Annotated in this window: 21 protein-coding genes and 1 pseudogene; 11 read left to right on the top strand and 11 right to left on the bottom strand. The window is 61.7% G+C overall.

Translation table 11 applies throughout. The features are described 5' to 3' along the window. Positions 1 to 157: 157 nt before the first annotated feature. Both CZ322_RS00170 and CZ322_RS00165 read left to right on the top strand, forming a co-directional pair. Positions 158 to 622 carry a ribose-5-phosphate isomerase gene (locus tag CZ322_RS00170; RefSeq protein WP_087069717.1) on the top strand — a complete coding sequence of 155 codons (465 nt, stop codon included), beginning with the start codon at positions 158 to 160 and terminating at the stop codon, positions 620 to 622. Next, entirely contained in the window at positions 622 to 1,365 is a 744-nt protein-coding gene (locus CZ322_RS00165; protein WP_087069716.1) for a triose-phosphate isomerase, read from the top strand. The genes CZ322_RS00170 and CZ322_RS00165 overlap by 1 nt, the downstream gene beginning before the upstream one ends. Before the next feature lie 224 nt (positions 1,366 to 1,589). On the opposite strand, the gene CZ322_RS00160 is transcribed toward CZ322_RS00165, so the two are convergent. Continuing rightward, positions 1,590 to 1,928, bottom strand: coding sequence for a nucleotidyltransferase family protein (locus CZ322_RS00160; RefSeq protein ID WP_087069715.1), 339 nt, complete (start codon positions 1,926 to 1,928; stop codon positions 1,590 to 1,592). 202 nt (positions 1,929 to 2,130) lie between these two features. Here CZ322_RS00160 and CZ322_RS00155 point away from each other — a divergent pair, with 202 nt between their 5' ends. Then, positions 2,131 to 2,355: a hypothetical protein gene (locus tag CZ322_RS00155; protein WP_087071109.1), complete on the top strand. Its 225-nt coding sequence runs from the start codon at positions 2,131 to 2,133 to the stop codon at positions 2,353 to 2,355. Next, complete coding sequence (locus tag CZ322_RS00150; protein WP_087069714.1) at positions 2,352 to 2,606, top strand: hypothetical protein; 255 nt, start codon at positions 2,352 to 2,354, stop codon at positions 2,604 to 2,606. Before CZ322_RS00155 ends, CZ322_RS00150 begins: the two co-directional genes overlap by 4 nt. Before the next feature lie 178 nt (positions 2,607 to 2,784). On the opposite strand, the gene CZ322_RS00145 is transcribed toward CZ322_RS00150, so the two are convergent. Next, the gene (locus tag CZ322_RS00145; RefSeq protein ID WP_087069713.1) at positions 2,785 to 3,123 is read right to left on the bottom strand and encodes a nucleotidyltransferase family protein; all 339 of its coding nucleotides are present in this window, start codon (positions 3,121 to 3,123) and stop codon (positions 2,785 to 2,787) included. 131 nt (positions 3,124 to 3,254) lie between these two features. Here CZ322_RS00145 and CZ322_RS00140 point away from each other — a divergent pair, with 131 nt between their 5' ends. Continuing rightward, positions 3,255 to 3,437 carry a helix-turn-helix domain-containing transcriptional regulator gene (locus CZ322_RS00140; RefSeq protein WP_087069712.1) on the top strand — a complete coding sequence of 61 codons (183 nt, stop codon included), beginning with the start codon at positions 3,255 to 3,257 and terminating at the stop codon, positions 3,435 to 3,437. A 148-nt stretch (positions 3,438 to 3,585) separates the two neighbouring features. Here CZ322_RS00140 and CZ322_RS00135 read toward each other — a convergent pair whose 3' ends face one another. Both CZ322_RS00135 and CZ322_RS10350 read right to left on the bottom strand, forming a co-directional pair. Continuing rightward, positions 3,586 to 4,992: a sugar porter family MFS transporter gene (locus tag CZ322_RS00135; RefSeq protein WP_087069711.1), complete on the bottom strand. Its 1,407-nt coding sequence runs from the start codon at positions 4,990 to 4,992 to the stop codon at positions 3,586 to 3,588. Continuing rightward, the gene (locus CZ322_RS10350; RefSeq protein ID WP_087069710.1) at positions 4,985 to 6,754 is read right to left on the bottom strand and encodes an alpha/beta fold hydrolase; all 1,770 of its coding nucleotides are present in this window, start codon (positions 6,752 to 6,754) and stop codon (positions 4,985 to 4,987) included. Before CZ322_RS10350 ends, CZ322_RS00135 begins: the two co-directional genes overlap by 8 nt. A 159-nt stretch (positions 6,755 to 6,913) precedes the next feature. Here CZ322_RS10350 and CZ322_RS00125 point away from each other — a divergent pair, with 159 nt between their 5' ends. Then, entirely contained in the window at positions 6,914 to 7,588 is a 675-nt protein-coding gene (locus tag CZ322_RS00125) for a GntR family transcriptional regulator (RefSeq protein ID WP_159454956.1), read from the top strand. Positions 7,589 to 7,653: 65 nt separating this feature from the next. Here CZ322_RS00125 and CZ322_RS00120 read toward each other — a convergent pair whose 3' ends face one another. After that, entirely contained in the window at positions 7,654 to 8,331 is a 678-nt protein-coding gene (locus tag CZ322_RS00120) for an ArsR/SmtB family transcription factor (RefSeq protein WP_087069708.1), read from the bottom strand. 125 nt (positions 8,332 to 8,456) lie between these two features. On the opposite strand from CZ322_RS00120, the gene CZ322_RS00115 reads away from it, so the two are divergent. Beyond that, positions 8,457 to 9,896 carry an MFS transporter gene (locus CZ322_RS00115; protein ID WP_159454955.1) on the top strand — a complete coding sequence of 480 codons (1,440 nt, stop codon included), beginning with the start codon at positions 8,457 to 8,459 and terminating at the stop codon, positions 9,894 to 9,896. A 40-nt stretch (positions 9,897 to 9,936) separates the two neighbouring features. On the opposite strand, the gene CZ322_RS00110 is transcribed toward CZ322_RS00115, so the two are convergent. After that, a complete protein-coding gene (locus tag CZ322_RS00110) occupies positions 9,937 to 11,514 on the bottom strand; it encodes an alpha/beta hydrolase domain-containing protein (protein ID WP_101657645.1) in 1,578 nt (525 codons plus the stop codon). 111 nt (positions 11,515 to 11,625) lie between these two features. Continuing rightward, a complete protein-coding gene (locus tag CZ322_RS00105; RefSeq protein WP_087069705.1) occupies positions 11,626 to 12,510 on the bottom strand; it encodes a helix-turn-helix transcriptional regulator in 885 nt (294 codons plus the stop codon). 220 nt (positions 12,511 to 12,730) lie between these two features. Here CZ322_RS00105 and CZ322_RS00100 point away from each other — a divergent pair, with 220 nt between their 5' ends. Continuing rightward, positions 12,731 to 14,173 carry an MFS transporter gene (locus CZ322_RS00100; RefSeq protein ID WP_087069704.1) on the top strand — a complete coding sequence of 481 codons (1,443 nt, stop codon included), beginning with the start codon at positions 12,731 to 12,733 and terminating at the stop codon, positions 14,171 to 14,173. Positions 14,174 to 14,507: 334 nt separating this feature from the next. Here CZ322_RS00100 and CZ322_RS00095 read toward each other — a convergent pair. The 4 genes and pseudogenes from CZ322_RS00095 to CZ322_RS00080 all read right to left on the bottom strand — a co-directional run. Then, positions 14,508 to 14,888: pseudogene (locus tag CZ322_RS00095) on the bottom strand (transposase); the annotation flags it as partial. A gap of 88 nt (positions 14,889 to 14,976) precedes the next feature. Next, positions 14,977 to 15,348: a hypothetical protein gene (locus CZ322_RS00090; RefSeq protein ID WP_143231790.1), complete on the bottom strand. Its 372-nt coding sequence runs from the start codon at positions 15,346 to 15,348 to the stop codon at positions 14,977 to 14,979. 118 nt (positions 15,349 to 15,466) lie between these two features. Next, positions 15,467 to 15,952 carry a flavodoxin gene (locus CZ322_RS00085; RefSeq protein ID WP_087069702.1) on the bottom strand — a complete coding sequence of 162 codons (486 nt, stop codon included), beginning with the start codon at positions 15,950 to 15,952 and terminating at the stop codon, positions 15,467 to 15,469. Positions 15,953 to 16,072: 120 nt separating this feature from the next. Beyond that, positions 16,073 to 16,540: an NAD(P)-dependent oxidoreductase gene (locus CZ322_RS00080; protein ID WP_087069701.1), complete on the bottom strand. Its 468-nt coding sequence runs from the start codon at positions 16,538 to 16,540 to the stop codon at positions 16,073 to 16,075. A 252-nt stretch (positions 16,541 to 16,792) separates the two neighbouring features. Between CZ322_RS00080 and CZ322_RS00075 the strand changes: the two genes are divergently transcribed. The 3 genes from CZ322_RS00075 to ppdK all read left to right on the top strand — a co-directional run bounded on the left by CZ322_RS00075 (position 16,793) and on the right by ppdK (position 22,293). After that, on the top strand, positions 16,793 to 17,506 hold the full coding sequence (locus CZ322_RS00075) for a sugar O-acetyltransferase (protein ID WP_101595776.1): 714 nt from the start codon (positions 16,793 to 16,795) through the stop codon (positions 17,504 to 17,506). Positions 17,507 to 17,538: 32 nt separating this feature from the next. Then, the gene (locus tag CZ322_RS00070) at positions 17,539 to 19,248 is read left to right on the top strand and encodes a formate--tetrahydrofolate ligase (protein WP_087069699.1); all 1,710 of its coding nucleotides are present in this window, start codon (positions 17,539 to 17,541) and stop codon (positions 19,246 to 19,248) included. A 105-nt stretch (positions 19,249 to 19,353) separates the two neighbouring features. Further along, the gene (gene ppdK / locus CZ322_RS00065; RefSeq protein ID WP_087069698.1) at positions 19,354 to 22,293 is read left to right on the top strand and encodes a pyruvate, phosphate dikinase; all 2,940 of its coding nucleotides are present in this window, start codon (positions 19,354 to 19,356) and stop codon (positions 22,291 to 22,293) included. Positions 22,294 to 22,324: the final 31 nt, after the last annotated feature.

The following is a 22,324-nucleotide window of genomic DNA, read 5'->3' as shown; positions in this document are numbered from 1 at the left end:
AAGGTGGAATAAAACGGTGAAAATACACCAAAATATGGCTTTTTGCGCGGTTCGTGTGGTGGAATAGCAGCGGGCGCCCGCCACGTCACTGTCGCGCGGCTTTGCAAGAATGTACCAACCCGTATACATGTCGAGAAAAGAAAACAAAGGAGTAGATATGGGATTTCGTGTGGTGGTGCTCGGCGATTCGGCCGGGTACGGATACAAGGACCTCATCAAGGCTGACCTGGAGAAAGATGACCGGATTGACGAAGTGATCGACCTGGGCCTGCATGAAGGGGAATCCGCGCTGTATCCCAATCTCGCCACCGCGGGCGCGGAAATGATCGCGCGTGGCGAAGCTGATCGTGGGATTTTCATCTGCGGGACCGGGATGGGTGTGGCGATGTCCGCCAATAAGGTCAAGGGAATTCGTGCCTCGACCGCGCATGATTCGTTCTCAGTAGAACGCCTGGTGCTCTCAAATAACGCGCAGGTGCTGTGCCTGGGGCAGCGAGTGATTGGCGCGGAGCTCGCACGGCGGCTGGCGAAGGAATTCTTCAATTATGAATTCGACCCGAGCTCGCACTCCAAGGCCAATGTGGACGCGATCTGCGCCTATGACGGCTCGCTGGAGGAATAATGCTCTGGGTTGGAACCAGCTGGAAAATGAACGGTACTCGCGCTTTTGCGCGGGAGTACGCCCGTACCCTCGCCGGCCTCGATGCGGCTGGTTTGGGCGATATCCAGCCTTTTATTATCCCGTCGTTTACCGCCATCGACGTGGCGGCTAGCGAGCTGGAGGGAACCGGGATCCTGGTAGGCGCGCAAAACGCCGCCTGGGAGGATGCCGGGGCGTGGACCGGCGAAGTGTCGATTCCACAGGCCATGGACGCCGGGGCCACCATCATCGAAATGGGGCATTCCGAGCGGCGCGAATACTTCGGGGAAATAGATCGGACCGTGAATCTCAAGGTCAAAGCCGCGCTGCGCCACGGGGTTATTCCGCTGGTGTGCTTCGGCGAGCCGGCCGAGGTATTCGAGGCGGGGGAGACCCTTCCCTTCATCACCGCGCAGATCGACGCAGCTCTGGAAGGCGTGGAGGATACTTCCCGGGTGCTCCTTGCTTACGAGCCGATCTGGGCAATTGGGGAACACGGTCGGCCGCCGCGGCGCGAGGACCTGGTGCGCACTTTCGCCGCGCTCGCGGAGCGTTACGGGGACCGCGTGGAGGCTATTCTTTACGGCGGCTCCGTCAATCACGAAAACAACCAGGACATCCTGGGAATCCCGGGCGTGGGCGGCCTCTTTATCGGGCGCTCGGCGTGGACCGCGGAAGGATATATCCGCAACCTCGAGCTCGCCGCGGAAGCGCTGCGGGGGTAGCTGATTTTATCCGGGTGGGCGGGTATTCGGTGGACCGAACGTTTTCGGTCGGCTGAAGATTTTCGGGGAACCGAGCTTTGCTACAGGTAGCGGCAGTTCCGCACGTTTAGTACGACGGCGGAGCTGCCGCTTCTGGCTGGGGTGCTGGGTTGGCGGCATGGTCTCCCGGATGTCTTCTTTTCGAACTATTGGAAAAATTCCAATAGTTGCCGCGTTGAGATCTTTCACGCTTCAGAAGGCTCCACCAATATCGCTTCGGAACGAGCGCAATCGGCAACGTATCCCTCGGATTTGATCGACATGATGTCAACAGGTTTCCCAAGCAGTTCGCTCAGTTTGATTTCTAATTCGATGAGATCGAAGTAGCTGGCACCGGGCAGGAACTCCACCAAAAGGTCGTAATCAGATTTGGTAGTTGCTTCATCGCGGGCTACCGAACCGAAGACCCAGAAGCGGCCGGTGCCGCAATGCGCTCTGATCGCATCACGAATTGTTCCTTCGGAATCAAGAAGCTGCGCCAGCGACGGAACATGTGTTGAATCAAGCGAAGTGGGCGTAGGCATGTGTCTACTCTACTTTTGAATTTGTGACGGGGCTGCCGCTCCTGGCACTGTAGGTTTACTTAGACGACTGTGAAATTCAGTAACTCATGAGCCGTAGTCCGGTTTCGGCGGGGAACAACGTTCCTCAACAGTACAATTAGGCATTCTTCCCCTTTGGTAAATTCTATTGACGCTTGGGCGGTTGGCAATTATTGTTGACAGCATGGAGATTGAGAGCAGCGCCTACCGGCACGGTATAACAGCCGAGGATATTCGGCACGCCGTGCGTAATGCGGTGAAAATGCATTACATGGACGGTTATACGCTGCTCATCGGTCCTGGCCAGTCCGGGCAATTGCTCGAATTATGTGTTAGTGGAGATGAACGCATCTTCCACGCTATGAAAGCTCGTAAAAAGTTCCTACGAATGAAAGGTGATCTCTCATGACCCGTTCTCTTGAAGAGATGCTCGATGAGGTAGAAAACGCGAACGGCGGCGAGGGGCCGGACCCTATTTATACCGTTGATGACCCCTATCTCACGCAGATAGCGGTGGCTCAGATGGAGCTACGCGCAGCTAACAAGCGGCTAGATGCCGCAGTCGCCAAGGCTCGCGCCGCTGGCAAGACATGGCAATCCATCGGGGATGTATTGGGCATGACCCGCCAGGGCGCTAACCAGCGCTTCCTCGCTGCCTAAGTGTACTGCTCGGGGGTGATTAAACAACTGTTCGCGGAAGGTTATATTCGCAATCTCGATCTTGCCGCGGAAGTTTTGCGGGATCGGTAGCGGGGGGCGGCTAGCTGGCTTTTTAGGTGACAGGATTTTGGCTTGGCGAACTACTCGAAAAATTCGAGTAGTTGTCTCTTCGAGAGTTTTACGCCTCCGAAGATTCTACCGCTACCGCTTCGGCACGTGCGTAATCGGCAACGTAGCCCTTCGAGCGACTCGACATGACGTCGACTGGGGTTTCAAGTAGCTCGCTTAGTTTCATTTCTAATGCTACGAGGTCAAAATAGCTGGCATCGGGCAGGAACTCCACCAGGAGGTCGTAATCCGACTCGCTGGTTGCCTCGCCGCGGGCTACCGAACCGAAAACCCAGAACCGCCCGGTTCCTTGATGTGCCTTTATCAGTTCGCGAATCGCATCATTGGCAGCCCGAAGCTGTGCCAGTGACGGGACCTGTGCTGAACCTGATGAGACGGTGGTGGCCATGTGTCTATTTTACTTTTGCGGCGGAGGATGTACAGCTCCTCTGTTCTCGAAATATGCTTGGTGGGTAATCGGAACCGCCTCAATATTGGAAAAGCAAAGAGGATTGCGGCAGATAATATTCAGGAGCAACCATGGCAGTGAAAATCACCCGTTGGGACGCCAGTGACTACCTGGAAACCTGGGAAGATATTGCGGCTTATCTCAACGCGGTACTGGAAGAAAGCGACCCGAAACTTCTTGAAGTGGCTCTCAAAGACGTGGTGCGAGCGCTCGCTCGACGCACGCCAGCCCCCGCTTCGCCCGAGGAAGAATAACGACGGCGAAGCGGCGATAGTGAACATTGAGGATTCGCCATCGCCGCCTCGCGAATTTTCTGCCGCACAGATTTCGTACCTTCTGGATTCTCCGCCGCCTGGATTATCGGGTGCCTTGAAGGTACTGCAGCGCAACCGCTGCAGCCCCCTACCGCGTACTAAATTCCATCTCCTCGAGTTCGCGGCCCTTCGTCTCCGGGATGTAGCGCACCACCAGCCAGATGAGCAGTGCGCCCACCACCGCGTAGGAGAAGTACGTACCGGCCAGCCCCAGGGATTGGGCGAATACCGGGAACAGCAGCGTCACCAGGGTGCCGCCAATCCAGTTGCCCGCCGTCGCCAAACCGAGGCCCGCGGTGCGGATGAGGTTCGGGAAAATCTCCCCGAGGAAGACCCACAGCACCACGCCCCAGGTTCCGCAGAAAATGATGTACACGAGGTGCACGCTCACCAGCGCAATCGCCGCCCACGCACCGGGAAGCTGGAGTGCGCCGTTGGCATCCACCGTGCCCTGCATGAACGCAATTCCGGACGTGATCATCGTGATGAACATGCCAATCGCGCCCCAGAGCAGCAGCGGCCGGCGCCCTACCCGGTCAATTAAGAGCATGCCCACCACGGTCATGCCGATGCCGATCATTGAGGTAACGACCGGGATAAATACTGCCAGGTTGCCGGTGTAGCCCACCGTCTCCCACAGCTGGGTGGCGTACAGCAAAATGTTATTAATGCCGGCCATCTGGATGAGGAAAGCGAAGGCGAGGGCCACCCACACCACCGGATGCAGGAAGTACTTCGGGTGGCGCAAATCGCGCAACCGCGGCTGATGCCCGCGCAGGCTTCGTTTGATTTCCTCCACGCGTTCGGCCGGATTCGCGTCCGCTCCGGTAGAAGTCAGAATCTTAACGGCTTCCGTCTCACGCCCCACAGAAACCAGGTAGCGCGGCGATTCGGGCAGCCGCAGCGCCAGCACCCCGTAAATAACCGCTGGCACGAGCTCGCTCATGAACATCCAACGCCAGGTCTCCAGCCCGAACCACAAAATATCGTCTGCCGAACCGGAAATTTTCACAAGGATGAAATTAGAAATAAAGGCACCGAAAATACCGATACCGATGGCCAGCTGTTGCAGGGTGCCCAGCCGCCCGCGTTTATCCGCGGGTGCGATCTCTGCGATATACGCGGGAGCGACGACGGCGCTCACACCCACGCCCAGCCCGCCGAGCAAACGCCAGCCCACCAGCTGCCAGGCCCCGAAAGACAGCCCGGACATCAGTGCCGAAATGGACAGCAGGATCGCGGCCGTGACCATGACTCGGATACGCCCGTATTTATTGGAGAATTGCCCGGCGAACCAGGCGCCGATGGCTGCGCCCAGATTCACCACCGATACCACCACTCCCGTCATGAGGGAGCTGAGGTCGAACCCGGTCACGTTCCCTGATACCGACCCGATAGCACCATTAATAACGGCGACGTCGAAGCCAAAGAGGAAACCTCCGAGCGCAGCGGCGATGGCTACCTGAAGGAGCCGCGAAGAAGTCGCCTTACTCATTGTTCTGCCTTTCTATTGTGGAGGTGGAAAGTTCGTGGGTGGAAAGTTGCGATGTGGGACGCGGTTTCGCGAAAGCGGCCGCGATAAATTCACTCATTCGAGTCCGGACTTGTGTCCACACGTCCGTACCCGGAGCGCTGAGCATGCCGTGGAAGGTCCCCGGATACATATGCAGCTCCACGGCCGCGCCGGCATCCATAAGGTCGCGCGCCCAGTCCAGGCCCTCGTCGCGCAGTGGATCCACCGGATTGACCACAAGAAACATGGGCAAGCCCGTATACGGCCCGCTACCGGCGCGAATCGGCTCGGCACGGTACCCCGAATCGCCGACGTACGCGCTCCACGCCGCGGCCGCCGCCTCCCGCGTCCACACCGGCCCGTCGCGATAGGTCCGGTAGGAAAGCGTATCGAGGCGCGGGCTCACGCACGGTTCTAGGGCGACGACGCCGCACAATCCCGCCAGTTCCTCTGGCGGCGCGAAGCGCAGCACCTGATCGGCCAAGCCTGCTCCGGCTGAATCGCCGAAGATCAGCACGGGCGCATCCGGGAAAACCCGCGCAATAAACTTCAGCGCCGCGCGGCAATCATCTACTGCCGCTGGGAAAGGATGCTCGGGAGCCAGTCGATAATCGGGAACTACCACGGTTGCCCCGCTCATTTGGGCGATCTCCGCATTGCGTGCATCGTCATAGCGGGCGCGGCCCGCCACGTAACCGCCGCCGTGCAAGGACAGGACCACGCGGGGCTGCGGCGTCGTCGTGCTGTCGGGATGGAAAATACGCAGCTCTAAGCCGTTTTCCACCACGATCTCACGGCGAATGCCCGCGGGAAGTTCTGGCTCCGCGCCCAGCAGCGCTTCGCCTTCCGCGCGCATCGCCGGGGTATCCCAAGTGGTTTGCTCGGGCACGCCGGCGAGCAGCGGCGTGAGCTGCGGATCCAGGTAGGGCTGCGGGCGCACCTGCGCTTTCGCGCACTCGGCGAGGAAGGGATCCGCCGCGGCGTAGAACGCGCTCTCCTGATCGCGGCGGACCGTATGGGTGGAGTGCGGGATAAGCACCCCGCGCAGTTGCGGGTTGCGGTGTTCGGCCAGGGCTTCAATGCCGGTGGTGCCGAAGAGCACGTCGTCGGCGTCGCCGGTCACGAGGAGAGTGGGCATGCGCAACTGGCTGAGCACCTCGCGCCCGGGGCGGCCCACCACGCCGGTGGCAATAAAATCGAGGTCCACTTCGGTTTTGCCCTGCGCCCAGCCGGCATATTCGGAGGGCGTCCAGGTGGTGTAGGACTCGCGCAGCGAAGCGATGGCTTCGGGGAGGTATTCGCGGACCCGCTCCTGAGTTTTACCCAGGCTTTCCGCGGCTTCACGGTAGGTCTGGACCTGCTCGGGAGTGAGGAGGGCTGGATCCTCAAGCACCAGCCCGGCGATGAGCGTGGGATGCGCGGCGGCGATATGCGCGGCAACCGCGCCGCCTAGGGAATGGCCCATGAGGAGGACCTGGCGCGAGGGCGTCCCGGCAGCCGCGCGCACCACCACATCCGCCGCGGTCGCCACGAGGGCGGCGAAAGGATCGGCCAGATCATCCTTGGCGAAACGCGCCGAGAGTCCGTGACCGAGCAGGTCGCACAGGACCACCCGGTAATCGCGCCCGTAATGCGCGGCGAGGCTGTGCAGCGAGGCCGCGCAGTCGGTCACCCCGTGAAATGCCACGATGGTGCCCTCGATGGGAGCCCCGGAAACTGAATACGATAACGCGGAATGCCTCATTGCGCTCCTTTGCTAGAAGATGTCCGCACGGCGGGGCGGAAGCGCCCCGGTCGGCTAGGCGAGTTGCCCGACCGAATAACCCTAGGGTAATAAACATCACCCTAGGCCGTCTAGGGTGCGGGCGCCTTTCGTGGTGAGATCTAGGTAATAATAATGGTCATGAAGCCGAAATATGCAGCCGTGTACGAAAGTCTCCTCGCGACCATTGCAACGCTGCAGCCCGGTGCAAAACTCGATAGCGAACTGGAGCTTTCGCGCAAAATGGACGTGGCCCCCATGACGGTGCGCCGCGCCCTCACCCTGCTTGCTCAAGAAGGGCGGACCGTCGGCATTCCGGGGAAGGGCACTTTTGTGGCGGCCCCGCCCCCGGAAAAAACGCGCGAACCGCTACCTAGCCTCGAGGATCATCTGCGCACTCGACTCGATACCGAGCTCATCGGCTGCGCTTTGCAGCGGGCTAGCTCTGCCCAACGCGAAGCTTTCGGCTTGGATGCCGGTGAATTTGTGTACCTTATCCGCCAGCTGCGCACCGGGCCCGGCGTGCGCGGCGTCGAAGAAACCCACATCGATGCCAAACATTTCCCCGACCTGCTCTCCGAGGATCTCAGCCGCCCGGTCCGAGATTGCCTCGAAAATGCCTACGGTTACCATTTAACGACGACGCAGCTCACGCTCGCGCACGGCACCGCCAGCGCGGATGATGCCGAAGTGCTTGAAGTGGAGCCGGGGAGTGGGGTGCTCTGCCTATCCTGGGTGAGCGGCGACGATAATGGGAAAACCCTGCTGCGCACCCGCGGGGTTTTCGCCGGCGAACTGCGGCTGGAGGCGTATTAGGTTTCGCGGGTTCGCTAGGGAAAGTTTCCGCGCTGTGATGTCCCCCCGCTATGGCTTGAGGTTGGCTACGAATCTTTGTGGGGGCTGCGCGGAATAATGGCCTGCAGGGTGACGAAAGGCGTGGCGTCATCTGTGGCATCTTTCGTATCGTCACCCGTGCTGGCGCCTTCTTGACCGTTCGCCGCGGCGGCCTCATTATCCACCCGGTATTCCTCCACGAGCTCGTACATTTTCTTGGAAAGGTCGGCAGCTTGCTCGCGGGTGAGCAGAACTTCCGCCGGGTGCAAGCTGGTGAACAGTGGCCGTTCCTCCGGGTGATCGGTGCGGGCGGTCATCGCGGCCAGCCACAATGAGGTGGCCCACTCTAGAATCGCGGTGCCGGCCGCGGTCACGCTTTTGGAATACTCCGGATTGGGCAGGCTGGAATCAGTGGCCATGCGCGGGGACGTGAGCGTCCACACCCGATCCCGCTTATCGCGCGCCTGGGTGGGATCCTCGCGAATCAAGCCGCCGCGAGCCAGAATCCGCAGGTGGTAACTCATGGAATTGGCGGGTAGGTCCAGTTCTTCGGCCAGGTCGGCGGCGCGCGCGTGGCCTAGGCGGCTCAGCGTGTGAAGTAAACTTAAACGAACCGGGTGAGAAAGCGCCCGCAGCTGTTCGCGGTTGAGGCGAGTCGCCGTTTCTGTTGTGGTGGTCCCCGGTGCGGTGCTACTCGATTCGGGGGTGCCGTCAGATGAAGCCATGGGTTCATTGTAGCTGGAGTGCCCGGTTCTCCCATATTCGCAACAACTATTGCGCAATATATGTTGCGCAATTATAGTGGGAGGTAGAAGCCAGGGAAATGGCCAAGAATAGGCAAGGAGAAAGCATGTCAAGCACGGCAGATGCGCCAGTCACAGTAACGGATCAGGTGACCGCCGAAAATCAGGTGGCCGGTTCGGAGCGTGAGCCGGCCACCATCTGGGCTTCGCGTGAATACCGCGCCTGGTTTGCCGGCGATCTCCTCCAAGACCTGGGCGCCGGCATCGCTATGTTCGCCTTCCCGCTGGTCTGCCTGGCCGTCACCGGCTCCCCGGTCCACGCCGGAACCGTAGGCTTTTTCCAAGGGGCGGGCACCCTGCTGGGCATCCTTCCCGGGGGAGTCCTGGCCGACCGCCACAACCGGCGCGCTCTGCGCCTGGTTTCCTCCGGCCTGGGTGTGCTCGCGCAGGTGGCGCTGGTGGTGCTGCTCCTCACCGGCACGGCGAACGTGGCGAACCTCGCCGCACTCGCCTTCCTGGACCGCTTGCGCAATTCGCTGCTTTCCCCGGCCTCTAATTCCATGCTCAAACAGGTGGTACCCGGGCGCTTGCTGCCCAACGCCGTGGCTGCAAATCAGGGGCGCGACGCCGCTATTACCCTGGCCACCGGCCCGGCAGGCGGGGCACTGCTCGCTATCCACCTCTACGTTCCTGCCCTCGCGCAAATCATTGGGCAGTTGGCGAGTATGGTGGCCACGCTGCGCATGCGTGGGGATTACCGGCCCGGGCGCCGCGAGGGCTCAGAAAGCGCCACTCAATCCGGCGGTGCCGAGCGCTCTTGCGATTCCAAGCGTGCTAAAAGCGCCGCCCGCTCCGGGGATTCGCCAAAGTCGAAGCGTTCCGGCCGCCTCTCCCCGGCGCTCGCGGAATTCAACGAATCACTGCGCTGGATGTGGAATCGCACCGTGGTGCGCGTGCTCCTTATCTGCGCCTGCCTGCTCAACTTGGGGTGGGCCGGCATGATGATGAGCGTCACCCTCGGCCTTGCCAGCCGCGGAGTCGCGCCCGCACTCATCGGCCTGCTCGCCACCGCGCTCGGTTGCGGAGCGCTTGCAGGGGCAGTGGTCGCCGCCAAAGTGGTTGCCCGCGTGCCTTCCGGAGTGCTGATCGTGGCGGGATTCCTCCTGTGCGCCGGCGTCGTCGCCCTTGTGCCTTTCCTGCCCGGCCTGGGGTGGATCGGCGCGATGTACGCCCTGATGGGTCTCATCATTCCCGCCGTCAACGCCGCGGTCCTGGGCCTCGTCACTCTCATGACGCCCAACGAGCTCATGGGGCGCGTGGGTTCGGTCAGCCAGTTCTTCTCCTCCGGCGCGGCCGCTTTCGCGCCCGCGCTCGCGGGCTGGGGCATCGGCACTCTGGGCTGGGAACTCACCCAGAGTGCCTTCGCCCTTCCCACCGCGCTCGCGGCCTTTGCTATGTTGGCGTCTGCGCAGGTCAGGCGCATTCCGGCCTCGCCGCAGTGGGAGACTTACCTGGAAGAAACCGGTGCTTTGAGTGCGCGGGATTAAGGGCGACGCCGCACCTCACGCACCGGGAGCTCAGGCGAAATTACCGACCTTGTGGTGAACTCAGCGGAGCCGGCGCCCCGTTCACCGCGCGCTCCCACAGCTCACGCTCCACGGCGTGGAGTAAACGCCTGCCCACGGGCTCAAGGTAACCGGTCGCTTCCAGCGCGTCATCGACCTCATCGCAGGCGGCCTGGTAGTCCTCAAAAGAAGCGAAACGCCCCAGAATCGACTCGCGCGAGTGCAGCGCCATGAGGCCGTAGACGGGATTCTCCGGCGCTCCCGGAAGGAAGTCCGCAATAGGATGCGCCAGGAGCCCTAATTCAATCCCGCCCGAAAGTAGGCCGGAACTATCCTTCACCCACCGGTCGCCCTCAGCATCAAACCAGGTAGAAGGCGCCGCCGGCACGCCTTCCGCTGCCCACTTCTCCACCGCGGCCATGGCCCCGGTAATAATGGGCTCAATGGGGAGCACACTCAGCGCCTCCAAGAATGCGGTATCCATCTGGCGCGGGCGCCGCTTCGCCTTGACCACTTCCGAATTTTGCGGAATCACCCGTGAACGAGCATCGGAATGCTGGGAGCGCCGCACGTGCCAATGCCGGCGCAGCGGTCCGTCCCCCAAGCGCAGGCACTCGGGGCTCGCTCCAAAGAGGCTCACATCGGCCTCCGAAGAAGTGCTGACCACCGGCATATCAAGCTGGGCCGGCTCCACCAGGTGGAATACAAAAGCCCCGTGGCGCTTCGCGCCGGTTCCGGTCCCGCCCAAGGCCAAGGTGCGCAGAATCCGGGGCGGAACCCCGGTCCCGTGCTGGTTAATCGCCTTGACGTACACCGATCCAACCCCGGGAGCGTAACCATTGAAGGGATGCGCCCCGCTTGCCAGCCGCAGCACATCGTGGAAATACGTGAGGTACGTATTGGCGTACACCGAGGATTGTGACTGCCCCATGAGGAAAACGTGCCCCGCCCTCGCAGGACTGCTCGGCGAGTGCAACCACGCGGACACCTGCGCAATCACATCCCAGGCCAAGCCTTCTTCACATTCGTCAAGCTGCATAAACGGATTCCAGCCCGGCTCCGTCGCATCAATCTGACGCGGCTTTCCGCCCCAGCTCAGCTTCCCGTAACGCTCCGGATCAAAGGTCTGCAAGGCGGAAATCTGGATGGGCTTGGCCGTCACGGATACGTAGGTATGCCGCCTGCTCATCACATAATCCCAGGCCCGCCGCCAATCATCTTCAATGTCATACCCTTGCGAGGCATTCGAAATAGAAACCCACGCCGTGCCTGAACCTCCCTCTGCCGGGCGCCGCACCAGCACACGCGTGCAATACGGGATTCCTTCTTTTTCTACGACGACGCAGGCCGCCGGCTGGGCGCCGTCGGCCTTTTCCCCGCGGCCACCACGGTCCGCACCGTTTACATCCGGCTCTGACGCAAAAGCGTAAACATTCACGCTACCGGAAAGGAAATACTCCTCCTCCACGTAACCGTAAGCGGCTAAATCTAGCGGTTCGCGCGCGAAACGCATACTCGAAAATGGGTGGCTGGTATCGGTTACGGGGATCGGGCCCGCGGCATCGGGAACCGGTACGGTCAGTGCTAGTGCGTTCATCATTTCTCCCTCGAAATTCTCTCCGACTGCGGTCAATCGTCAGCCTAAGTGCCCGGCTTGTGCGCGGCTTGGCATAGTGGGGGTGAAAAGAGGTTCCGCACCCGGCCCCGGGGACTAGTCCCTCAACATTTTCGGTCCGAACCCGTACTGAGCGGCCGCATCCAGGAGCTCCACCGCGTTGTGCACCCCGAATTTACGCATGAGGCTGCGGCGATGGCTGCGCACTGTATTGATCGAAATATGTAAGGCGGCAGCCGCCTCGGAATTGGTGAGCCCCTGGGCAATTTGCGTGAGTACGTCCTTCTCTCGGAGTGTAAGCGCAGGGGCATGCCTCGATTCGGTTCGCGGTGGGGTATGTTCAGAGGCGGAATTCTCCGGTGTTTCCGCGGTGATCTGAGTGGGGGTGCTTGGAAGCACGTCCCATACCTCCGCTAAACCATCGGAGTTGAGAATGGTTGCCTGGGGCGCGGCGCGTAGAAGCAAGGCGACCAGCGTGGAGAGCTGGGAAATCCGCGTGCGATCCGTCGCGGAGAAAGCCCCCGCGCGCGAATGGGATTCCAACCATAGGGTGCCCTGCAATTCCTGCCCGATGATGCAGGGTTGGATAACCGCGGAGGCGTGCGTAGCCGCGGAAGCAAAGCGGAATAACGGGCTCATCCGCTCGTAAGCCAGGGAAGAATCCGCGGGGAAAGAATAGAGTTCGGCTACCTCGGCCGGGGTGCGAGCCCAGTACTGTTCGCGCCGCCCGAGGGTCCTCCCGAAAGGCGAATTCTCCTCCACCACGAGGGTGGAATTGTAGTGGGGGAAGCCGTAAACCCCCAGAACCGCAAAAGCGTTCTGGCGCGGCAAAAAGGCGTAAAAATAAATGTAATCCGCATTCGGCGCCACGTCCGCTAGTAGGGCAACCACGTAACGTGCAATGGTGCGCCGATCCGTAGCCGCGTGGAGCGCCTGGATAGCATCCGTCAAACGCTGTGAGAATTGTAGATTCGTTCGCATTCCACATCACCATCCGCCAGGCGAATATTGGGTATTCGCCCCGTGAGCAGGGACTAGTCTACTCGTCTGAAAGTAGGGCAGGAGGGACCTTGATTCACCCCGATGACAGCGCCGCGCCGCGCGAGCAGCTCATTACGCTATCGCATGGGCGTAAAGGAACGCTCAGGAATAACCGCATATAACGGATGCGAAGCAGCTCCGTTGCGTGAAAGGATAACCAATGACGGACCCACACACGGTAACGGGTACCAGACCGATACCGCCGTCGGATAACAATGTCGTATCAACAGCAGCCAGCGGGGCGACGGGTGGGGAAGTGAGCCTGGAGAAATCCGCCAAGAAAGCCGCAAAATCTGGTTTTTGGGGCGCGGTTGCCGAATACTACGACTTCGGGCTGTACGGAACCGCATCCGCAGTCATCTTCCCCTCGGTCTTCTTCGGAGGCGGCGAAGATCCAACCCTGGCCAATATTGCTTCGCTCGCCTCATTCGGTGTTGCGTATTTGGCGCGGCCTCTCGGCGCTATCGTGCTCGGCCACCTCGGCGACGCGTGGGGGAGGAAGAAGACGCTTCTCCTCACTCTCGGGCTCATGGGCTTCGCAACCCTGGTTATCGGCTTCTTGCCTTCCTATGATTCGGTTGGTCCCGCCGCGGGTGTTATTTTGATTGTGATGCGGTTGATCCAGGGCTTCTCCGCGGGCGGTGAGCAAGCCGGATCCACGGCGATGACTTCTGAACTTGCCCCGCCGGAGAAACGCGGACGCCTCGTTGCTTTCACCATGCACGGGCTCCTTATCGGTATGTTGCTCGGCATCGCCGCTTTTATCCCGGTATCCAAGGATGAGGAATTCCTCCTCGGTGGGGGCTGGCGTATTCCTTACTTCGTTGCTATCCCGCTGGTGCTCTACGCCCTGTGGGTACGCATCAAGGCGGATGAACCGCGCGACGTATACGAAGCGCTCGCCCGCAACGAGGGCGCAGCGGCGCAGCACCCGGTCCAGAAAACTGCTGAAGCTACTACTAATAAGGGGAGCCTCGGCGACCTCTTCAAGAACCACTGGCGCCAAGTCATTCGCGTCATGGCGATGGGCCAGTACGCGATTACCGGTGCGCTACTCACGAACTACATGCTCAACTACGGAACCACCTACTGGGGGTGGGAGCGTTCCACTTTGCTGGCGCTCGCGACCCTAGCTATGGGAATCGGTGTTCCTATCCAACCGGTGTGGGCCGCGCTTTCGGATAAGATCGGGCGCCGGCCGGTGTACCTCATGTCAATGTTCAGCCTCGTGGTGCTGTTCCCGGCGATCTTCTGGGCAATTCAGCTCAAGAACGTGCCGCTGCTCGTTGTGCTGCTCTTCATTATCGGCTTGACCTTGGCCGGTGGAAATGTGGTGCAAGCGCCGATGTACAGCGAGATGTTCCCGACCCGCCTGCGCATGACGGGCTACGCGGTATCCACCCAGCTCGGCAATATTATCGTGGGCTTCACCCCGATGATCGCCGCCATAATCGTACGGCCCGGCGCTTTCGGCTGGCTGCCGGTGCTGACCTTCACCACCATCATGATGGGGCTTGGGATTCTCTCGTGCCTGTCCACGCCGGAAACCATGGGCAAGGTTATTACCGCTGATCTGGAGCAGGAAGTAAGAGCGGAAGCCTAAACGCGTTCGTAACGCACGTGATGGCGAAAGGCTTTTGAGTAAAAACAGACACCGCCGTCCGGTCCGAAGACCGGGCAGCGGTGCCTGCTTTTGGGCTAATAGACAAATGGTGGGTCTTATACCCGGACTTTCCCTTGCTATACCAACGAAAAGTCAGCCTTATTGAGGTCGAGCACCTCAATAAGCTGGCTTCCTTGACATGCGCTGCGTGACATGCCTCGACGGAAAACTCGTTCTGTCCGGGCTGCCACGCGCCACAGTCCCGGGGTAGGCAGAGGTGTCAGAATGCGCTTTCTGGGCCGTGTAGGCGCCATAGTGACGCTTCTATATGTTGTCAAGAGGCAAGTACGGTTTCCTCGGCACGCATATGCCTGGTCAAGAGGCGATACACCCGCCGGGCCAGGTAGCGTTTAAGCACACGTATAACCTCGCGTTTCGTTTTCCCCTCACCAAGGCGCTTTTCCACATACGCCCGGGTTTCCTCATCCGACCTCATACGCACTAACACCGCCATATGTAAAGCATAATTCAACGCCCGATCCCCACCCCGACTAAGCCGATAACGTACCGTGTTACCCGAACACGCCGGAATCGGACACACACCCGCTAGGGAAGCGAAAGCCGCCTCACTACGAACACGCCCAGCATGGGAAAACGAGACAATGATCTGCCCGGCAGCAAAAGGCCCTATTCCCGGTAAATCAAGTANTGCTTTATGGTTGGTCCGCGCAGTGGCCGCATGCGGTTTCCGTGCCGTCCTTTATTTTGAACGACGCCGCCGCGCCTGCCGCCCCGCGCGCACCTTAGCGATTCTTGGCATATTCCACAGACGCCTCATTCGCGGCCCACAGGCGTTCCGTAGTGACCATGAGCATGACCGGTTCCATGAGCGCAGTTGCTTCCACATCACTGCTTTTCCCGGAGCCGGCGGGCGGTAGATCCCAGATGGTGGTCGCTCCTCTCGGCAGAGTTTCGACTTCTTTTGTCATCGCAGCCTGCACGCACATTTCCTTCCGCAGCTGCGGATCAACCGGGAAAGATTCTCGATAAACCTCTTTTAGGCCCGCACCGACATCGGGAACGTTATAGCTCAAGGTGGCGGTGTCGCCTTCCGCAAACTCAACCGTCCAGGAAACCCCGTAGGGGTCGGGCAGATTGAGGTGGGAAAGTGTCACCGTTCCTGTGCAAGCTACCAGTTCATCGAAGCCGGGACGCGGTTCCCGGGAACATGCCGCGAGGGTTCCGAGGGTGCCGAGCGTTCCGATAAGCGCAGCGACGGCTCCCGTGGTTCTACTATGCATCAGCCCATGTGCGGATGTCTTCTTCGGTCAGGCCATCGTGGAAACGCAATCCTTTCGCCCACGCAATATCCGGGAAAGTGGAACGTAAGTATTCTTCCGCTTCGTCCATCGGTGAGCTTCCGGAGGTGCAGAAGGGGTGAACCCGCGCGTTCCCCAAATCATGCGAGCCTAAGAAGCTATCCACCACTTTTGGCGGGATACCCCACCAGATCGGGAAACCAAGGAACACCTCTGTTGCGCCGCCCAAATCTACCGGTGCTGCGAGTTTCGGGGCCGGGAGCTTACCGTGCTGTTCTAGATTCGCCCGGCTATCCTCGACCTGCCAATCTAAATCCGCATCCGTATACGGCTGAGCTGCCGTTATCCGTTCTACATCGCCGCCAATAATGCCCTGCAAGTGCTGTGCTGCTTTCTCGGTAATGCCAGTTTCAGAAAAATAAATAATCATTGTTCCTCCCGTCTCTCGCCACTGTGACATGAGCCATTTAAAATCTACACCTGGGTGAGAGCTCAAAATAGGGCCGCGCCCGAGAATCCCAGGCGCGGCCCTTATTCACGATTGTGGAGGTGCGCTCCTTACTCCACTTCTCTACTACCTCTACTTATCCCCAACCACCACACGCTGGCGGATATGCGCGGTCAGCGGCCCGCGTTCGATTTCCTCAATCACGGCCACCGCCAACTCCGCGGAGGTCACCTCCGGGGAAACGTATGTCCATTTAGCAATGCGGGCGCTTTCCACCGCCGCCGGGACCTTCCCGTCCCCGCTATCGAGCACGATGAGCCGAGTCGGCAGCCCGGAAACCAGGTCAATAAGATGGCTCGCGGCGCGTTCGGGGAAGTCCGCCCCGGCATCCGCGCTGGGCGTGAGCGCGTCCACCATGGCGTCAAAACCGGCAATATCCCCGCGTTCAATTTCGAAAACGTCGCGGCGCAGCGAAACCGGCGCCTCCGTTTCATTTTCCGAGCGCGTCACGGCAATAACTTCGTGCCGGCGCGAAACTGCTTCCTGGGTAATGAGCTTCCCGGCCGCACCGTTCGCTCCAATAATTGCAATGCGCATCATTCATCCTTTCTGATGTGGGCCGTTGCTGCGGCCCGCTGCTGGTGAGGTCTTATCAAGGCGATTGCGGTGGCGGGTGCCCGGCCGCGTAGTTGGGAGCCCGCCGAGGGGCGAAGCGGCAGCATGCCAGCTGGGCCACGATGTCCAGCCGGCCACCGCCGGGGTTGAAAACCTGGGAAACGCACCACCGCATCCCTTCCGAGGGTGAACAAGAGTTCACCATAGATGGTAGCTCAGATATGCCAGAATGAACCCATGACCGAATCGAATCAGCCCGCGCCGGAATCCGCTCCTAAGGCCGCCGCGCAGCCCGCGCCGAATCCCGTGCCCGATGCGCCGCAACCCTCTCCCACCTGGGAACGCATGGTCGCCGGAAAAATGTACATCGCGGACGACCCCTACCTCGCCAAAGTCCGCCGCGAGGGCCTCACCGTCCAGCACGAGCTCAACGCCACCAACCCCTCCGATAACGAAACGATCCGCACCATCGCCGCCCGCTTCTTCGGTTCCTTCGACCCGAGCGCCACCGTGGTCCCGCCCGTCCATTGCGATTACGGCGCGAATGTCCATATCGGCCCGGAAGTTTTCATCAACTCCGGCGCGATTCTGCTCGACGTCGCCCCCATCACCCTGGGTCGCCGCGTCCTCATCGGCCCGCGAGTCACCATCACCACCGCCGGCCACCCGGTTCCCCCGCGCCTGCGCGCCGAAACCGACCTCGAATTCGGCACCGCGATCACCATCGGCGATAACGTGTGGATCGGCGCCTCCGCCACCATCGGCCCGGGCGTCACCATCGGCGAAAATTCCATCGTGGGCGCCGGCGCCGTCGTTATGCGCGACGTCCCCGCGAACTGCATTGTGGTCGGGGTCCCGGCCCGCGTGCTCCGGTATTTTAATAACGACGACGACGCCCGCGGCCAAGCGCTCCTCGACGCCTACGTTGCTGACATGGGCCCGCTTAGCTAAGGGACCTGAGCCGGCGGTATAAAATACAGCGTATGTCTATTGATCTTCCCCTCATTGATGCCGCCCTCGCGGCGGGTGTGCCGGCCGATGCGGTTATCCCCTTCGGTCGGGATCGGGCGAAGATCGATTACCGCTGGGTAGAAAGCCTCGCTGCGCAACCGGGTACGCCCGGCCGGCAGGGTGCCGAGCTCGCACAGCCCGAAACCGGCTCCGCACAACCCGAAACCAACCCCGCCCGCCCCGGCCGCCTCGTGCTGGTGACCGCTATGTCGCCCACCCCGGCCGGGGAAGGAAAAACCACCACTTCCATCGGCCTGGCCGACGGCCTGCGTTACCTCGGCCAGCGTGCGGTGCTGGCCCTGCGCGAACCTTCGCTCGGGCCAGTCTTTGGGCTCAAGGGCGGGGCCATTGGCGGGGGCCGTGCCACCCTCACCCCGGCGGACTCCATTAACCTGCACTTCAACGGGGATTTTGCCGCTATCGCCGCCGCCCACAACCTGCTGGCCGCCATGACGGATAACGCGGTGTATTTCGATACCCACGATATTGACCCGGCCACGGTGAGCGTGCGCCGCGTGATCGACATGAACGACCGGGCCCTGCGCGCCATCCTCCTCAGCCCCAGCGGGCGCTTGGATAGCGCCGGCCCGGGCGCGGGCACCCACTCCAATCCCGGCGCGCACGCCACCCGCGCCACCGGCTTCGATATTGTTCCCGCCAGCGAAGTCATGGCAGCCTTCTGCCTGGCCTCCTCCTTCGCGGACCTGCGCGAGCGCCTCGATTCCATGGAAGTGGCCCGCACCCGCGCCGGCAAGCCGGTCACCGCCAAAGACCTGGGAGCTACCGGCGCTATGCTCGCCCTGCTCGCCGAAGCTTTTTCTCCGAACCTGGTCGCCACCCGGGAAGGAACCCTCGCCCTGGTGCACGGCGGGCCTTTCGCCAATATCGCCCACGGCTGCAATTCCGTGATGGCCACCCGCGCCGCGCTCGCGATGGGGGAGATCGCGGTCACCGAAGCGGGCTTCGGGGCCGACCTGGGCGCCGAAAAGTTCATTGACATTATGTGCCGGACCTCCGGGCTGCGCCCCGACGCCGTCGTTTTCGTGATCACCTTGCGCGCGCTGCGCTATCACGGGGGTATCGCGAACGCCGCCCGGCATATCGATAATTTGCGGGCGGTGTGGGGGCAGTCCGTCGTCGTCGCCCTTAATCGTTTTGATACGGATACCGCAGCCGATATCGCAAACGTGCGCACGCAATTCGCGGAGTTGGGCGTGCCCGTGGCTGTTTCCGAGCATTTCGCGCGCGGTGGGGAAGGTGCGGCGCCACTGGCCGAAGCCGTCCTGCGCGCCCTCGAAACGCCCTCCCGCACCACGTTCACGTACCCGGATAGCGCGAGCCTTGCCGAGAAAATCACCGCGGTGGTGCGGCGCGTCTACGGGGGCGCGAGCGTGACCTTCGCGCAAGAAGCGCGCGAGCAACTGCGTGACCTGGAAGAACGCGGCTACGGCCGCTATCCCGTGTGCATCGCGAAAACCCCGGCCTCCTTCACCACCGATCCGAAACGCCTGGGCGCCCCCAGCGATTTCGACGTGCCGGTACGCGAGGTGCATCTCTCCGCGGGGGGCCGGTTCGTCGTGGTGATGGCCGGGAGCGTCATGCTGATGCCGGGCCTGCCCGAAGAACCATCCGCGCTGGCCATTGACGTGGACGGCGCCGGAAATGTGCGCGGTATTCACTAAAAATCCCTCTCGATCACGCCGCCCCAAAGTGTTACCCTGGACACGTGAGCGGCGAAGGGGCCGCTCCGCGCACTTATGCGCGTGTGAATCCCCACGGAGGACGATATGACAAAGTTCGTATACGCATTTACCGAGGGCAACAAGGACATGAAGGACCTGCTCGGCGGCAAGGGAGCTAACCTGGCTGAGATGGTCCACATGGATTTGCCTGTCCCACCCGGTTTCACCATCACCACCGAAGCCTGCCGCTACTACCTGAGTAACGGGCAGGAACCCGAAGAACTCGAAGCGGAGGTGACGCGCCACCTAGAAGCCGTGGAAGAGCAGATGGGCAAGAAACTTGGCGATCCGGAGGATCCGCTGCTGCTCTCGGTGCGTTCGGGCGCGAAGTTCTCCATGCCCGGCATGATGGAAACCGTGCTCAATATTGGCCTCAATGATGAATCGGTCAAGGGCCTGGCGGCGCAATCCGGCAACGAACGTTTCGCCTGGGATTCCTACCGGCGCCTCATCCAAATGTTCGCCCGGACCGTGCTCGATATCGACGGAGATTTCTTCTCAGATGCCCTGCACGCCCTCCAAAAGGCAAAAGGTTACAGCGGCGATCTTGATATGACGACGGCGGACCTGCAAGAGCTGGTCGAACAATTCAAGGGAATCGTGCGGCGCGCCACCGGGTATCCCTTCCCGCAGAACCCGCGCCGGCAAATGAACCTCGCGATCACTGCGGTGTTCCGCTCCTGGAACACCGAACGTGCCCGCATCTACCGCCGGCGCGAACACATCCCGGATGACCTGGGTACCGCCGTCAATATTTGCACGATGGTCTTCGGCAATATGGGGGAGAAGTCCGGCACCGGGGTGGCCTTCACCCGCGATCCTTCCACCGGGCATTCCGGGGTGTACGGCGACTACCTGGTCAATGCCCAGGGTGAAGACGTAGTGGCCGGTATCCGCAATACCCTCTCCCTCAAGGATCTTGAGCAGCTGGATCCGGTTTCCTACAACGAGCTCATGGACATCATGAAGCGCCTGGAAAACCACTACCGGGACCTGTGCGATATTGAGTTCACCATCCAGGAAGGCAAGCTGTGGATGCTGCAAACCCGCGTGGGGAAGCGCACCGCCGCCGCGGCCTTCCGGGTGGCCACCCAGCTGGTAGACGAAGGGCTCATCAGCGCGGAAGAAGCGATCACCCGCACCACCGGCGAACAGCTCACCTCGCTGCTCTTTCCGCAGTTCCAGCGCGATGCGCAGCGCACCCTCATCACCAAGGCCATGGCGGCCTCCCCGGGTGCGGCCGTGGGCGAAGTGGTGTTCAGTAACGAGCAGGCGGAGGCACGCGCCGCGGAAGGCGCCAAGGTGATTCTGGTGCGCCGCGAAACCAACCCGGATGACCTGCCCGGCATGGTGGTGGCCGCCGGCGTGCTCACCGCGCGCGGCGGGAAAACTTCGCACGCCGCGGTGGTGGCCCGCGGGATGGGCCGCACCTGCGTGGTGGGCGCGGAGGATCTGCTTGTGGAAGAAAAGGCCGGCACGGTCTTCATCAAGTCCACCGGGCAGACGCTGCGCGCCGGGGATGTGATCTCCATTGACGGCACCACCGGGGAAGTGTTCTTCGGGGCGGTGCCGGTGGAAGATTCCCCGGTCATGATCTATGTTTCCCAGGGCCTGGAAGCCGCGCTGGAAGCCGCCGGCGATGATGTGGACACCTGCGAACTGGTGCGTTCCGTGGATCGCATCCTCACCCAGGCGGATAAGTCGGCGCGCATGCACGTGCGAGCCAACGCCGATAATCCGGAAGATGCCGCGCGCGCTCGCGAATTCGGGGCGCAGGGGATCGGCCTGTGCCGCACCGAGCATATGTTCTTGGGCGAGCGGCGCGAACTCATCGAGCACGTGATCCTCGCGGCCACCCCGGAGTTGCAGGAGGCCGCCCTGGGTGCGCTCATGCCGCTCCAGCGCGGTGACTTCGAAGGTATTTTCGAGGCGATGGACGGGCTGCCGGTAGTGGTGCGCCTCATCGACCCGCCGCTGCACGAATTCCTCCCGGATATGACGAAGCTGGCGGTTGAGGTAGCCACCATGGAAGCCCGCGGCCAGCAGGTGCCCGAACACACCCGCACCCTGCTGCGGGCGGCAACCGAACGCCACGAAGATAACCCCATGCTGGGCCTGCGCGGGGTGCGCCTGTCCATCCAGATCCCCGGTTTCGTGGATCTCCAGGTGCGGGCGGTGGCCGAAGCCGCGGTGGCCTGCCGCAAGCGTGGCCTGGATCCGCATCCGGAAATCATGATCCCGCTCATCNAGGTGCCCGAACACACCCGCACCCTGCTGCGGGCGGCAACCGAACGCCACGAAGATAACCCGATGCTGGGCCTGCGCGGGGTGCGCCTGTCCATCCAGATCCCCGGTTTCGTGGATCTCCAGGTGCGGGCGGTGGCCGAAGCCGCGGTGGCCTGCCGCAAGCGTGGCCTGGATCCGCATCCGGAAATCATGATCCCGCTCATCGGTTCGGATAAGGAATTCCGCCTGGTTGCGGACCGCGCCCGCAAGATCATCGCCGATGTGGAACGCGAATCCGGCTACGACCTGGACATCGCGATCGGCAATATGATCGAGCTGCCACGCGCGGCGATTATCGCGGAGAAGATCGCCGAAGATTCCGAATTCTTCTCCTTCGGCACCAATGACCTGACTCAGACCACGTGGGGCTTCTCGCGGGACGACGTCGAACACGAATTCATTCCGACCTATATGGCGGAAGGGATCTTTGACACCTCGCCCTTCGAGACCATCGACCGCGAAGGCGTGGGCGAGCTGGTGCGCATGGGTACCGAACGCGGCCGGAAGGGCAACCCGAACCTCACCGTGGGCATCTGCGGCGAGCACGGCGGTGATCCCGCCTCGGTGCACTTCTTCGACTCCGTCGGTTTGGATTACGTGTCCTGCTCCCCGTTCCGGGTGCCGGTGGCACGCCTGGAGGCCGGGCGCGCGGCCGTTATGGCCAAGGGGCAGGAGTCCGGAGCCGGCGCGACGGCGTAGCGCTTGCGTATTGCGCGTAGCCGCGTAATCG

The sequence above is a fragment of the Actinotignum timonense genome (assembly GCF_900155575.1).
Classification (GTDB): Bacteria; Actinomycetota; Actinomycetes; order Actinomycetales; family Actinomycetaceae; genus Actinotignum; species Actinotignum timonense.
The sequence above is the reverse complement of the archived record's forward strand: the minus strand, read 5'-3'. Positions and strand labels throughout refer to the sequence as shown.